This window comes from Streptomyces wedmorensis (assembly GCF_000716445.1).
Taxonomy (GTDB): domain Bacteria; phylum Actinomycetota; class Actinomycetes; order Streptomycetales; family Streptomycetaceae; genus Streptomyces; species Streptomyces wedmorensis.
The window spans coordinates 272,335-286,606 of record NZ_JNWK01000001.1; the positions used below are offsets into that span (position 1 = coordinate 272,335).

Below are 14,272 nucleotides of genomic sequence, written 5' to 3' on the forward strand. Positions count from 1 at the left end.
GCATCCCTGAACAGGAGCCCACATGGGGCCAGTTGTCTCGCAGACGCAGGATTCCGCTTCGCACGCGGGCATCGAACAGCACTCGATCGACTGGGTGCCCCTCTCTGAACGGCACGGCAAGCCGTCCGGCGTCGGGGCCATCTGGTTCGTCGGCAGCCTCAACCTCACGGGCCTGGCGACCGGCGTCGTGACGCTCTCCATGGGGGCCTCGCTCGTCTGGACGGTGATCGCCACCGTCCTCGGCTCGCTCTTCGGAACGTTCTTCATGGCGTTCCACTCGGCCCAGGGCCCCCAGCTGGGCCTGCCCCAACTGGTCCAGTCCCGGCCGCAGTTCGGGTACCTGGGCGCCGCGCTCACCGTGTGGGTCTTCGCCCTCGTCAACTACGTGGCCTTCAACACCTCCGACGCCCTGCTGTCGGGCCAGGCCATGAACCTGCTCACCGGCATACCCAACAGCGTCGGCTATCTGCTGGCCGCCGCGGTGGCGACGGTGATCGCCCTCTTCGGGTACGAGTGGATCCACCGGCTCAACAAGTGGCTCACCTGGCCGTTCGTCGTCGTCACCGCGGCGATCACCGCGGCCGCCCTGTTCGGCGGCGGCCTGCCGGACGGGGTCTGGACGGCCGGCCCGTTCGAACTCGCCCCCTTCATGCTGGTGTTCGTCTTCGTCGCCGGCTTCCAGCTCGGCTGGGCGCCGTACGTCTCGGACTACTCGCGCTACCTGAGACCCGACGTCCCCGTCCGCAGCACCTTCTGGTGGACCTACCTGCCGAGCGCGATCTCCGGCATCTGGGTGTTCGTCCTCGGCGCCGTGGTCTCCGCGGGAGCCCCCGAGGGCACCGACCCGGTGACCGCCCTGAAGCTGGCCGCCGACCGCCTGTTCGACGGCTTCGGCACGATCGCGGTGATCGTCCTCCTGGTGGGGCTGCTCTCCGTCATGGCGATCAACCAGTACGGCGGCAGCCTCACCATGATCTCGATCGTCGACTCGTTCCGCCCGGTCAAGCCGACGCGTTCGATCCGCGTCGCGACCATCGGCATCATGCTGGTGGCCGTCGGGACGGTCTCCACCCTCGTCGGCATCGACCAGTTCAACTGGTTCTTCGCGAACGTGGTCGTGGTCCTGACCTACCTGTTCATCCCGTGGACGGCCATCAACCTGGTCGACTTCTTCTTCGTGCGACGCGGCCAGTACGTCGTCAAGGAGATCTTCAACCCGAACGGCATCTACGGCCGATGGGGCTGGCGAGGCAACCTCGCCTATGTGATCGGCCTGGCCTGCATGGCCCCCTTCATGGTCATCACCGGCCTCTTCGTCGGACCCGTAGCCAAGATCCTCGGCGGCGTCGACTGCTCGATCTTCGTCGGCCTGCCGGTGGCGGGCGCCCTCTACTGGGTCTTCGCCCGAAGCCTCGACACGGCCACCGAACGACGGATGGTCCGGGAGGAGGGGCTGCTGGACCGCCTGCACTGAGCACCCGCGCCTGCACGTACAGAACCTTTGCGAGAAGGAGCACCACGTGAACACGGAGCACAACGGCGAACGTCCCGGCATCAGCCGCAGATCCCTCCTGGCCCGTACCGGGGCGGCAGCCGCCGCCCTGGCGGTCGGCCCCGTCATCGGCGGCATCCAGCCGGCCATGGCCGCCTCCTGGCGCGTCCCGGGCGAGGACGCCCCGCACAAGCGGACCTGGATGGCCTGGCCGTCCAGCCACACGATCTGGGGCAACCTGCTGTCCAAGATCCAGGCCGACATCGCCAAGCTCGCCAAGGAGATCGCCAGGTACGAGCCGGTGATCATGTGTGCGGACGGCTCCTCGGCCGCCTCACAGGCCCGGACGGCGTGCGGGTCCACCGTCACCGTCATCAGCTCCATCCCGGTGTCGGACTGCTGGATGCGCGACACCGGCCCGCTGTTCCGCGTCGACGGGGCCGGCGGCCTCGACTCCATCGGCCTGAACTTCAACGCCTGGGGCGAGAACGCCACCACGTTCTACGGCCTTCCCCACTCCGCCTACGACAAGGACCGCGTCGTGGCCGGACGGGTCGCCGCCTACGCGGGAGTCCCGTTCGCCAAGGCGTCCGTGGTCGGCGAGGGCGGCGGCGTCGAGTACGACGGCGACGGCACCCTCATGGCGACCGAGAGCTGCTGGCTGAACAGCAACCGCAATCCCGGCAAGACGCGCAGCCAGATCGAGGCCGAACTGCTGGCCCGGTTCGGCGCCCAGAAGATGATCTGGCTGCCCGGCGTCAAGGGGCAGGACGTCACCGACGGCCACATCGACGGAACCGCCCGATACATCAAGCCGGGTGTGGTGATGGTGCAGCTGGCCGGCGCCGTACGCCCCGACGTGTGGACCGCCAACGCCCAGGCCATGTACAACACCCTGATCGACGCGACCGACGCCAAGGGCCGCCGCCTTCAGGTCCTCACCATCGAGGGCCCGGACACCCTGCCCCGCATCTCCGCGGGCAAGCAGGCGGACTTCCTCAGCTCCTACATGAACTGGACGGTGACCAACTCGGCCATCATCACCACGCAGTTCGGCGACACCGCCAAGGACGCCGCGGCCAAGTCGGCCATCGCCGCCGCCTACGGCCGGCCCGTCGTCCAGCTCAACCTCGACAACCTCTACGGCAACGGCGGTGGCGGAGCCCACTGCGTGACCATGCAGGAGCCCACCCGCTGACCCACTCCCGACAGCCATCCTCTGAGTGACCGGCCCGGGTCTCACCTCCGAGACCCGGGCCGGCCCAGGGAGGGGCACCGCCGAGCCGGCCCGGTTCCATCAGACGTCGCTCGTCAGGGGGGCAAGGCTCGGTACGAGGGTCGTGACTACCCTCCGTAGACCGGAGCCCGATGGTTGACGGGGCACCTACCGATCGGTCATCTGCCCGCTGGCAGGCCCTTGCTGACGATGAAATACTGAAAAGAGGGGATGCATCGCCCGGCGGGGTTCCACAGATCGCAGATCAGAGATCACGGGAGCTGGTGCCGATGTGCGCCGCGGCTTCGGGGACGCCCATGGACGGAAGCACCGTCACCCTCCTCCGCCGTGAGGACATGGTCGTCCTGGACTTCACCTTCTCCAACATCTCCCGCTCGGGCACGGCGGGCGCCGTCGTCCTCGGACCCACCACGCCCGGCACCGCGGGAACGATCACCGCCCACTTCCCGCCGCAGTCCGTTCTGGAGCAGGCCACGCTCCTGGCGGCGGCGACGGAAAGCACCAAACGGGTGCGGTACTCCGGCGAGAGCACCGTCGCCCTGCGCGTGCTCCCGGGCACGACCGTGCCGTTCACCGCGGAGGGGCTGCTGTCCTGGGCCGCGCTCCAGGCCGCTCAGGCGGGCACCGTCCTGGAATGCGTGTGGGGGCTCTTCCTCGGACCGGCCACCGCCGACCTGGCGTGGCGGCACGTGACCGCCCCCGTCACGGGCAGTTCCGGGGCCACCGGCATCTGGCACACCCGGATCGCCCCCGCGTCCACGCGGCCGTACGAGGGCGGCCCCGTGGACCTGGTGGGGGTGGCGTCTCCCAGGGTCGGGCAACCCTTCGCCGGCTCGCTCTCCGACGCCCACCGGGACCAGATCCACAAAGCCAGCAAGCTCCGCTCCGTGACCGCCAACGGGCTCGTCCTCTCCGCGCTCGGCGCCCATGTCGACCTCGCCGGGGACTGGGACGGGCCGGGCATCACCATGTACCGCCACCGCTCGGCGGGCGGCCGTGACATCTTCGTCAACGTCGTCGAACGCGGGTTCCTGCTGCCGTTCGGGTTCCCCGTCCAGGTCACCACCCGCACCGAACGACGGCTCGACCTCGGACTCGTCCAGGCCGTCCGGCTGACCGTCCTGAAGCCCGAGATCAGCTACGAAGGCGTCGCCGCCCTCCCCAACGGCGGCCGGGCGTTCCCCTTCGTCCGGGTCCGGATCGACCGGCCGACCGACACGGAGACCGCCAAAGGGGCCGACGTGCAAACGCTCGGCTACTGGGTGAACCGCGCCGACGCCCCCGCCTCGGAGCTGCTCTTCGCCCTGAGCGCCGACGACCGGCTCGGCCACCGCGTCCACTTCACCGCCCCCCTTCTCTTCATCCGGGGCGATTCCGCCTACGGCGATCTGACCGCCGCAGTCGCCGCGTGCGACAGCAAGGCCAACACCCTGACCCTGAACGCCACGGGCCGCCTCGAACTCGCCCCCGGCAGCGGCACGACCGAGGAGAAGTCCACGCTCGACATCGCCGAACTGCGGGTCGGCGCCCAGCGGTCGCAGGCAACCCCCGCCCAGCTCAAGGCGGCCGGCCGACCGGCCGCACACCCCCGGCTGGTGTCCGTCGGCGCCCGGATCCCGGCCCTCGACGCCCTCGCGCCCCCGCCGGCCGCCGGCGTCAGCGCCGCCGCGCCGGGCGCCGTCACCGGCACCGTCCACCAGCTCAAGCTGTACGACGCGTACGTGACCGGTGGCCTCGCCGCCTCCCACCAGGTGTACGCCAGCCTGCCGAAGCGCGCCGACTTCGCACCACCTCCGGCCACCTCCGGAGCCGTCGCCGCCCTGGCGCTGCAGGTGAGCGGGCTCTCCGCCGCCTCCGGTCTCGTCGGCGGGAACCTGGACACCGTCGCCGCCGGACAGTTCGCCCCCGGCGCGTACTTCAAACCGTCCACGGGCCCCGGCGATCTGCCCACCCGACTGCTCGGGGTGATCGACCTGACGCAGCTGGTCGAGTCCGGGGCCGTCGGCAACGGTGACGGCACCAGCGCCCCGAAGATCATCACTGTCGTCGATCACGCGCAGGGCGGGTCGCCGACCGCCGTCCGGACCGAGATGATCTGGCGCCCCAGGATCAAGGTGACGACCCTCAAGCAGCTGACGACGACGGGGTCCGACACCCTCGACATCAGGTCCATCAGCGTCGCCCGCTACGACGGCTCCCCGGCGACGGCCGAAGTCCGCGGCGAGCTGCGGGACTTCAAGCTGAGCTTCGCGAAGATCCTCTCCGTCGAGTTCCGGCGGATCGCCTTCACCGGTAAACCGGGCACCCCGCCCGACCTGGACGTCAAGATCGGCACCGTGGGCTTCGAAGGAGACCTCCACTTCCTGAACAAGCTCCGCGAATACCTGCCGTCACCCGCCAACGGGCCCCGCGTCACCGTGGACCCCAAAGGAGTCGAGGTCGGCTACGGACTCGCCGTACCGACCGTGAGCGCCGGCGTGTTCCTGCTCCAGAACCTGGCCCTGTCCATCACCGTACGGCTCCCGTTCGACGGAGCACCCGTCCGCACCACGTTCACCGTCTCCTCCCGCGACCACCCCTTCCTCATCACCGTCTCCCTCCTCGGCGGCGGCGGATACTTCTCCCTCACCGTCGAATCAGGCCGGGTCACCGTCCTGGAAGCCCAGCTGGAGTTCGGCGCCGCCGCCGCCCTCGACCTGGGCGTCGCCAGCGGCTCGGTCGCCATCACCGCCGGGGTGTATCTCAAACTCAAGGACGGCGCGAGCCTGCTGGAGGGCTTCCTGCGGGCCGTCGGCGCCCTCGACGTCCTCGGCATCATCACCGTCTCCGTCGAGTTCTACCTCTCCCTGAAGACGATCGAGGTCCCCAAGAACCCGGCGATCCAGAACGGCGCGACACGCACGGACATCGTCGGCACCGCGAAAGTCACCGTCCGCGTACGCGTCGCCTTCTTCTCCCAGTCCGTCAGCATGTCGCTGGAGCGCCGGTTCGGCGGCGGTGGAGACCCCCTCTACAGCGATGCCTTCCCCACCCAGAGCGCGTGGAGCGAGAGGTGCGCCGCCTTCGCCGCCCTTGAGGACGCATCATGACCAAGCAGACGCTGGTGTGGACCCTGCTGCCCGACCCAGCCGCTCCCCAGACCACACCAGGGACGACCCAGCTGTCCCTCGTCCTCAGCATCCGGCTCTCGAACGACGAGGGCAATCCGCCCGGCAGCGCCGTCCTCCCGCTCTCCCGCTACGCCGAGATCGCCGCCTTCCCCACCCTCTCCTTCCACCCGTTGAGGGTGATCGTCAAGAAGGAGGACCACACCTCCAGCAGCCCCGAAGCCACCCCCCTCGACGGCGCCCCGAACGCCACGCTCTGGAAGGCGCTGTTCCCCGGGTCGCTCCTCGTCGAACCCTTCGTGTTCGCCGAGCGTGCGATGACGGACCCCGTCAGGTCCTACCCCGCCGCGAGAGTGGGAGCGGCCCTCTCCGACGTGTACGCTCGCTGGCTCGCCGGTTCCGTCGACGCCGCCCGGCACCGTGACGAGAATCCGTACGGCCCCGCGGACGGGCCCGGCCACTCCGAGTGGGACACCGTCGAACGGCTCGTCCAGCGGGTCGGCGCCCCCGACGGCCCGGACCCCGACATGGAGGCACTCCGCCGCGAACTGCTGCGTACCGGCGCCGTCGAGGACGCCGACCCCCACGACCCGGAAGGCTGGGCCCGGCTCGCCGAGTTCCACCGCCCCATGGCGCCGACCACCCGCGACCTCGCCCGCATGGGACCCGGCACGCCGAGCCCGTACGAATTCCACGCCCTGCTCGCCGCGCTCGCCGACCATCCGACGCTGATGATCCCCCTCGGGCTCGTCCGCCGCTACACCATCACGCTGCCCACGAACCTGAACGCGCCCGTCACCATCCAGGCGTCACCGCACACCATCGACTTCATCCAGCACTACCGTCCACTGACCCAGTGCGTCGCCCGCAACGGGAAGCTCACCCTCGCCCGACCCGACAAGACCGCGGCCTCCCCCTTCCTGCCGCTGAACGACACCAGCGTCTACACGCCGATCGACGTGGATCTCGACGCGGGCGGACTCGCCCTGCAGAACTACGCCCAGGCCCTGGAATCCTTGCCCCGAGACGAACCGGCGCCGGAGATCAAGCCCCCCGCGCTCCGCTCCGCGGGCATCTTCGTCGCCGAGGCGAACCGCCAGGTCACCTTCCAGAACATCTGCGCCACCGTCGCGGACATGGACAAGGACCTCATGGAGGGCGGCCAGGGCGACAAGAAGACCTTGAACGCGTCCACCGTCCAGCAGGGCATCCGGGTGGACGTCTACGACGCGGGCTCGAAACGCTGGTTCCCCCTGTGCAGCCGCGAGGGGAAGTACAGCGTCGTCGGCTACGGATCCGTTCCCATCGGTGACGAGGGCTCCGTCACCGACGCCGTCGCCCTGGGCGCCGACCCGAGCGGCAACGACACGGGATCCCTCACCCAGGCCATCTTCCGCTGGAACAACTGGAGCCTGGTCACCGAACCCCCCGGAAAGACCATCGGCGTCGACGGCAAGCTGACCGACCCCGGCCCCCAGACCCACCCCACCCTGCCCTTCGTCGCCGACGTCGACAGCCCCGCCGGCAGCCTGCCGCCCCTCCGCTTCGGCCGTACCTACCGCTTCCGCGCCCGCCTGGTCGACCTCGCGGGCCGCAGCACCCCCTTCACCGTCACCCCCGTGGCCGGCGAACCGGCCACCGTTCCCCTGAGGTTCTCCCGCTACGACCCCGTGCCCGCGCCCGTCCTGGTGCTCCGCCGTCCCGTCACCGCGGGCGAATCCCCGGTCGACCTCGTCGTCCGGACCGACAACGGCAATCCGGCGGCCGTCGTCACCGGACCCACCTGCGAGCGGCATCTGCTCCCGCCGAAGGCCTCCGTGGAACTGGCGGAACGGCACGGGGTGCTCGACCTCGCGACCGGACACCGTCCCGACCCGGCCGTCCACGCGCTGTTGACGAAGTACGACGGCGGGAAGGTCACCGGCACCCCGGACCCGGGCGCGGGCGGCAGCCCGTACAAGGACACCGACACGTTCGAACGGCCCTGGCTGCCGGACCCGTTGTGCCGGGGCCCGGCCCTGCGAGGCGTACCCGGCACCCCCGAGCTGGTCGCCACCTGGCCCTCCGGAGGCGCCGGCTGGTACCAGCGGCTGCCGATGCGGCTGATCGTCGAGGCCGGACCGATCGGGAGCACCCAGTCCACGGCCGTCGTCGACACCGTCGCCCGGACGATCCGCGTGAAGCTGCACCCGGCCGCGTCCTTCCCCGCCTCACTGAGCTCGGTGCTGGCACCGGGCGACGAGGACCTGCTGGGCCAGTGGCGGTGGTACGCCGAGCGGGCGAGGGCGGCCGAAGCGCCGGAAGGCGACCCGGAAGCCGACGCGGACGATCGCCCGGACAGCGGAGACGGCGTGGGATACGAGACCGCCGACGACACCGGGACCGGTGCGGTCGGACGTGCCCTCGACGAAGGCCTCGAATCCGATGTCCACGAACTGTTCGCGGACGCGGCGAGCACCGCGACCGACCGGTTCGGGATCGCCGGGAGCAGCGAGCGGGACGACACGATCTCCGTCCTGTCGCCCACCGACTACCGGGCCGCCCTCAGCGCCGTCCTCGCGGGACGGATCGGGCAGCTCACTCCGGCGACCGGGCTGACCATGGTCCACGCCGTCAGATGCCCCGTCACCCCGCCGACCTTCGCGGGGCCGCGGGTCCTCCGGCAGCCCGCACAGACCGTGTACGCCTTCGACGAGGCGGCGATGGCGGTCCACGGCGCCTCCACCCTCACCGTGCACACCGTGGCGTCGTGGACCGAGTACTCCGACCTGACCGGTGAGGGGCCGGTGACGTCGCAGGCGTCGGCCGTGCTCCGCCCGGAGACCGACCCCCTCGGAGCCCCAGGCGGTCCCGTGCTGACGAAGATGCCGTTCCGGAGCCGACACGACCCCGGGGACACCCGCCACCGGGTCGTCACGTACACGCCCGTCGGCGCGTCCCGCTTCGTGCCGTACTTCACGCAGCGTCGTACGGTCTCCCTCAGCGCCGAGAACCGCGAGAAGATCGCCCAGGCCTTCGTCCCGGGCACCGTCGTCGTCCGGGCCGCCGTCGCCCAGGAGCTCAATGGGGACGGGACCCCGAAGGGGACCGGGACCACGTACCGCGTCGGCAGGGACGTGACCGTGTACGACGGCACGGGAGAGGTCGCCAGGATCGCCCAAGGCGGCATGATCGCCAACGGAGGGAAGGTCGAGGTCTCGTACGTCGTGCCCCCCGTCACCCGCGCCGGTCCGCCGGTCACCCTCCACGTGCCGTCGACCGTACGGGCTCCGGCGCCCGTGGTGCACTCGGTGATGCCCGCCTTCACCTGGCAGCGGACCACCACGGGCAACATCACGACCAGCGTCCGCAAGGAGGGCACGGTCCGGATCCACCTCAAGCGGCCCTGGTACCTCACCGGGGAGGGTGAACTCCTCGGGATCCGGGTCGTCGACCCCACGACCGACATCGACGCGTCGGGCGCACGGGACTGGGCCACCGCCTGGGGCCGCGACCCGATCAGGGACAGCGCGGGCGCGCCGGCCATGGCGTACCCCACCCCGGTACACCTCGACGAACGCGCGGTCGACGTACGCCTCGCACAGGGCCACGCCCTCGGCTTCCCCGTCGAGTACGACCGACAGCGGCGCTTGTGGTACGCGGACGTCCGGTTCAAGGCGGAGACCCTCTACCAGCCCTTCGTCCATCTGATGGTGGTCCGGCTCCAGCCCGACTCGCTGACGGCTCCCGAGGACCTGCGGGCGTCCCCCGTCGTCGACGCGGGCTGGGTCCAGCTCCCCGCCTACCGGCGGGCCAGGATCGAGGTCGGCGGGACCGCGGAGGGTTCGCCGGTGAACGTGTCGGTCGTGGCAACGGTTCCGCCGCCCGGACTGGAGGGCCTGACATCCGAGTTCACGGTGAGCGTGCAGTTCCGCACCCCGCTGCTGCCCGACGACGCCGGCTGGATGGAACTCGACACCTCACCGCCCGTGCGGATGAACCGCGAGCCGGGGAGCGGGTCGGCCGCCGTATGGACACAGAAGGTCAAGCTTCCGACGGCCGTCGGGGTCCGGCCGATGCGCGTGGTGGTACGGGAGTACGACGTGCTCCCCGACAGCCCGGAACCGGGCAAGACGACGCGCCGCATCTCGTACCTCGACACGATTCCCATCTGAACATCGGCGTCAGCCGGCTCGTCGTCGGATCCGACATCGGCGTCAGCCGGCTTTCGCCGTCATCCGACGCTCTCGTTTCCCTTCATCCGACGCTTGCTTCGCGTTCGACGCTTGTTTCGCGCAGCACGTCGTACGCGTACGCCGCGTCGAGCAGCGGAGGGACCACCGACGTACGGCGGGCCGGCGGCCGGGGCCTGGTGATCGCGTCCCGTACCGCTTCCGCGGAGGCACCTGGGAAGAGGGACCACAGAAGCGCCACGGCTCCGGTGACGACGGGCGCGGCGGCACTGGTGCCGGTGAGCGCGCGGACGGCGCCACCGGCGGCGGTGAGGGGGCGGGGGAGCACCGGTGCCGTCAGACCGCGGCGGCCGATCGCCCGGCCCAGCGTCGATGTCGGCAGAAACTGCCCCCCGTCGTCGCACGCGACCACCGGGATCACCCAGGGGTGGCGGGCCAGCGGGGAGCCGCCGATCTCGCCGTCGTTGCCCGCCGCGGCCACCACCAGAACCCCACGGCGACAGGCCAGTTCGACGGCGTCGAGCAGCACGCGGACACCGGGGTCGTCCGCGGTGCCCGCGGACGGGAGGCGTTCGAGCGCCACACTCAGATTGACCACCCGGGCACCGGCGGCGACGACGTCCACCAGCGCGCCGGCCAGGGCGGCCGGCGTGGCGGGAGGGACGTCCAGCCCCGGGACGGGACGTACGACGAAGGAACAGCCCGGGCAGAGGCCGGGCGTGGTCGCGGTGGGCCGGGCGCCGAGCGCGGACACGACGAGGGTCCCGTGACCCGCGAAGGCGCCCGGGTCCCCGCCGGGAACCCGGGCGCCGACGAACCGCAAGGGCTGGAGTGCCAGATCCGGGTGGCCGGGGTCGACGAAACCGTCGACCACACCGACCACGACGTCGGGACGTCCGGTCGTGCGTGCCGTGAGGGCGGACAGACGGGCCGGATCCACCGGAGCGCCGGTCAAGGGCATGTGGGCTTGATCGTCACCGGATCCGATGTCGTCTTGTTCCCCTCGCAGTCCGTGCAGGTCTCGACCTGCACGGTCATCCCGTAGTCGTTGCAGTATGTCTTCGTGGTGCACGACGGAGTGCACTGGCAGATCCTCATGCAGCGGTTCTTGCACTTCTGCCAGCACTGGGGGTTCGAGGAGTGCTTGCACGCTCTGGTGCACTCGTGCCCGCACTCGAACGAGCAGGTGGCGTAGTCGACCTGGGCGGGGAAGACCCCGTAGGCGCCGCGCACACTCGATTCGGCGGTGAATCCGGGAATCGTCACCGCGCTCACCTCACCTCACAGGCTCGGCGTGAGCCGGGTCAGCAGATAGGGGTTCATGTACTGGGTGGAGACCTGCACGGAGTAGCTCTCCCTGAGGTCGGTGGTGCGACTGGTGTAGGTCACGGTGAAGGACATGACGCCCTCGTCACCGCCGACCGCCGCCGGCTGGACGGTGATCGCCGTCAGCGCGTAGTCGGTGGCGAACGCCTCGAAGGTCCTCAGGTACACGGCCGCGTACCGGCAGGCCACGAAGTTCGCGGCGCGGTCCGCGGGAGTGCCGCCCGAGTTCTCCGTGATCTGGAGGATCTTGGTCAGCACCTCGTCGGCGATCGCCCGGAAGCGTTTGGTCGACATGCCGTCCGGCTTCTGTATCGCCTTGAACAGCGACCGGCGGTCGAAGGAGTAGAGCTGCTGGAACTCCACGACCGGCAGGGCGAGCCCGGCGCACGATGATCCCTCCGCATGGCCGCGCACCCCGACCACCACATCGAGATCGAGTGCGGTGGGGACGGACCGGAGGGTCCCGACCAGCTTGTCGTAGTCGCCCGAGTAGCTCGGTACGACGTCGTAGGTGTCCACGCCCTGGATCGTGAGGACGTACTGCATCTGCCGGGCCAGATAAAGGTTTTCGGGCCGGGCGAGCACGTCACGCAGGACCTCGTCCGTCGTGAGTCCGTTGGTGTCCGTCCCCGACACGACCTGGTTGAACTCCTGCTCGACCCCGGGGTCGCGGAACCGGGCATGGATCCGCCCGATGGCGAAGACGAAGGGGTGGCGGTGTTCGTGGGGCGTTTCGGCGGCCGGTGGCGCTGCCGTCGCCGCCTCGGGCATGACGGTGTCGTCGCTCATGAGTGGCTCCCGGTGTCCCGTCGTCGGCGGGCCGCGTGCGTCAGCGGTGCCGCTTGGAGAAGGCGACCCATTCGTTCATCCGCCGGGCCCGGCGGGCACATCCGCCGCACGGGCGTACGCCCGCGGCGCTCGTGGCCCGGCTCACCAGGTCGCCGAGGCCGATCTCGTCCTCTCGGACGAATCCGGGGAGACGGATGTCGTGCCGCGCCCGCCCCTCGCGCTTACGCTGGTCGTCGCGCTCCCGGCCCATGTCGGGTGCTCCTGACGTCGATCCCCCTTGCCCTCTCATTGTCCGCCGCGCCCCAACGCCCCGCATCCGGAAGGCACCACGCGTGTCACGGAGCGCGGAGCGGGTAGTCGCGGCAACGCGACGAGAGGAGGCGCGCCATGTCACGTAGGGAGCGGGGGCCCGACGACGCGGCCGGGCCGGAGCGTTCGGCCGAGGACCGCGAGCGGGCCCTGATGGACTCGATCGGCGTCGAGGAGCTCGACGACATGCTGGACCAGGGGTACGCGTCCCCGGGCCGCCCGCCGGCCGTCGAGACCGAGGAAGGGGCGTCGGCCGAGGCGGGCGAGCGCCCGACCGGGAAGGCGGAGCAAGGGGGTTCCGGCGGCCGGACGCCCTTGGAACCTCCCGACTGAGTCACCCACGGTCACCCGGACCGAGTGAGTCACCCCAGTCACCCGTCACCCAGTCGCCCAGTGACCCGGCGACTGGGTGACGGACGGTCACCGGGTCAGCAGGCGGTTGAAGAAGGTGCGGTACTGGCGCAGTGCCATGCGCAGGCTCTCCGTGTCGACGTCCTCGCCCTTGTTCCACTGGCCTTCCAGGTCCTGCCGGTGGTCCGCGAAGGTGGCGGCCAGAGTGCGCATGACGTCGGCGACGAGTCCGTCGGCCGAGTGCACGGCCTCGCGGGGGTCGTCGACGAAGAGGCTCTGGATCTCGTGCCAGCGGCTGCGGAAGTCCTGCTCGTCCTCGGAGGAGAGCAGCCGCGACGAGCCGTCGGCGTCTGACGCGTCCGCCGAGTCCGCCGCGTCCATCCGGTCGGTCCCCGCGTCGTCGCTCCGGGGCTGCTCGGCCCTCGCCGTGTCGCCCAAGCCTCGATCGGTCCCCGCGGTGTCGCCCCGGGTCCTGTCCACGTCGTCCCGGGCGCGGTCGGTCCCCGTGTCGTCGTCGCGTGTCAGGCGGGTCTCCGCCGAATCGTCCCGGGTCTCCGCCGTGTCGTCCCGGGGCCTCCGGTCCGGTTCCGTCACGGCCTCCCGGGTGCGGTCGGCCCCGGTCTCCTCGTCCCGTGTGCCTTCGTCGGTCCTGTCCGAGGCATCGGGTAGGCCGGTGCTCTCGCCCGGGTATATGGGGGGTGGCTCGGAGGCCGTGTCCGTGGCTTCGGCGCCGTGGTCACGGGGTCCGGCGATGTCGGCTGTCGAGAGGCCGTCGTCGCCGGTCGGGCGCGGTGTGCGGTGCTGCATGTCCTGTCCTCCGTATCCGCCGCGGGTCAGGCGCGTGAGGGGCCTGGCTGGTCGCCGTTGGAGAGGAGCTCGTCGAAGAGGGCGCGGTAGTGCACCATCGCTCCCCGCAACTGCTCGGTGGTGGCCCGCTGTGACGAGCCGCTGAGCGCGTTGATCTCGTGGGCGGCGCGGTAGTGCTCGAGTGTGCGCCCGTGCTCGACGGAGAGGTCCCGCATCTGCTGCTCGTAGCCGTCCGTGGGATAGCCGCGTTCCCGCATCAGCGCGGTGACCAGCTGGTCCGCGTCGTGGACCGCGTCCTGAGGACGGTCGACGAACTCCTCCTGGACACCGCTCCACTCCTGGGCGTAGCGGTCCCGTGTCCCGCTGGACAGGGGTTGGATGTCGAGGGACGCGTGACGCTTCTCGCGGGCGTCGAGGTCGTGCTCGGCGGCCCGCTTGCTGCCGGCCTCGTCGACCGTACGGTCGTACTCGGGGCCGAAGCGGTCGCGCAGCCGGCGCCGGCGCCGCGTGTTCAGGGCGACGGCCAGGGCGATGAGCGCGATCACCACCGCCGCGGGGATGATGATGGCCAGAAGTGTTCCTGTGGACATTGAGCCGGACCCCCTCGTCCCTATCACATGCCTGTCCACGGCGGCTGCCCCTGGCCGTGCGCTTGAAACGGCCTTCTCGGCCCGGGATCGGG

11 protein-coding genes are annotated in these 14,272 nt (G+C 70.8%); 5 read left to right on the top strand and 6 right to left on the bottom strand.

Annotation, left to right across the window (positions count from 1 at the left end):
• Positions 1-22 precede the first annotated feature (22 nt).
• From OO54_RS01095 to OO54_RS01110, 4 genes are all read left to right on the top strand, one after another.
• The gene (locus OO54_RS01095) at positions 23-1,474 is read left to right on the top strand and encodes a purine-cytosine permease family protein (RefSeq protein WP_051786627.1); all 1,452 of its coding nucleotides are present in this window, start codon (positions 23-25) and stop codon (positions 1,472-1,474) included.
• A 46-nt stretch (positions 1,475-1,520) separates the two neighbouring features.
• Positions 1,521-2,690, top strand: a complete 1,170-nt coding sequence (locus OO54_RS01100) for an agmatine deiminase family protein (RefSeq protein ID WP_033200952.1) — start codon at positions 1,521-1,523, stop codon at positions 2,688-2,690.
• A gap of 335 nt (positions 2,691-3,025) precedes the next feature.
• Positions 3,026-5,818, top strand: a complete 2,793-nt coding sequence (locus OO54_RS01105; RefSeq protein WP_234439192.1) for a hypothetical protein — start codon at positions 3,026-3,028, stop codon at positions 5,816-5,818.
• On the top strand, positions 5,815-9,990 hold the full coding sequence (locus OO54_RS01110; RefSeq protein WP_033200953.1) for a hypothetical protein: 4,176 nt from the start codon (positions 5,815-5,817) through the stop codon (positions 9,988-9,990). Before OO54_RS01105 ends, OO54_RS01110 begins: the two co-directional genes overlap by 4 nt.
• An 82-nt stretch (positions 9,991-10,072) precedes the next feature.
• On the opposite strand, the gene OO54_RS01115 is transcribed toward OO54_RS01110, so the two are convergent.
• Genes OO54_RS01115 through OO54_RS01125 form a run of 4 tightly spaced genes read right to left on the bottom strand, consistent with a single transcriptional unit; the run spans position 10,073 to position 12,373 of the window.
• Positions 10,073-10,969 carry a S8 family serine peptidase gene (locus OO54_RS01115; protein ID WP_051786628.1) on the bottom strand — a complete coding sequence of 299 codons (897 nt, stop codon included), beginning with the start codon at positions 10,967-10,969 and terminating at the stop codon, positions 10,073-10,075.
• Positions 10,960-11,274 carry a hypothetical protein gene (locus OO54_RS45715; protein ID WP_157856422.1) on the bottom strand — a complete coding sequence of 105 codons (315 nt, stop codon included), beginning with the start codon at positions 11,272-11,274 and terminating at the stop codon, positions 10,960-10,962. The genes OO54_RS01115 and OO54_RS45715 overlap by 10 nt, the downstream gene beginning before the upstream one ends.
• A 15-nt stretch (positions 11,275-11,289) precedes the next feature.
• Positions 11,290-12,123: a cyanobactin maturation protease PatG family protein gene (locus OO54_RS01120; RefSeq protein WP_033200954.1), complete on the bottom strand. Its 834-nt coding sequence runs from the start codon at positions 12,121-12,123 to the stop codon at positions 11,290-11,292.
• 40 nt (positions 12,124-12,163) lie between these two features.
• Positions 12,164-12,373: a hypothetical protein gene (locus tag OO54_RS01125; RefSeq protein WP_033200955.1), complete on the bottom strand. Its 210-nt coding sequence runs from the start codon at positions 12,371-12,373 to the stop codon at positions 12,164-12,166.
• Between the two features lie 137 nt (positions 12,374-12,510).
• Here OO54_RS01125 and OO54_RS01130 point away from each other — a divergent pair, with 137 nt between their 5' ends.
• Positions 12,511-12,765 (top strand): hypothetical protein, encoded by a 255-nt coding sequence (locus tag OO54_RS01130; RefSeq protein ID WP_033200956.1) that lies wholly within the window; start codon positions 12,511-12,513, stop codon positions 12,763-12,765.
• A gap of 87 nt (positions 12,766-12,852) precedes the next feature.
• Here the strand turns inward: OO54_RS01130 and OO54_RS46675 are convergent, their stop codons facing one another.
• Positions 12,853-13,590 (bottom strand): hypothetical protein, encoded by a 738-nt coding sequence (locus tag OO54_RS46675; protein ID WP_051786629.1) that lies wholly within the window; start codon positions 13,588-13,590, stop codon positions 12,853-12,855.
• Between the two features lie 26 nt (positions 13,591-13,616).
• Positions 13,617-14,180 carry a hypothetical protein gene (locus OO54_RS01140; protein ID WP_033200957.1) on the bottom strand — a complete coding sequence of 188 codons (564 nt, stop codon included), beginning with the start codon at positions 14,178-14,180 and terminating at the stop codon, positions 13,617-13,619.
• Between the last annotated feature and the right edge of the window lie 92 nt (positions 14,181-14,272).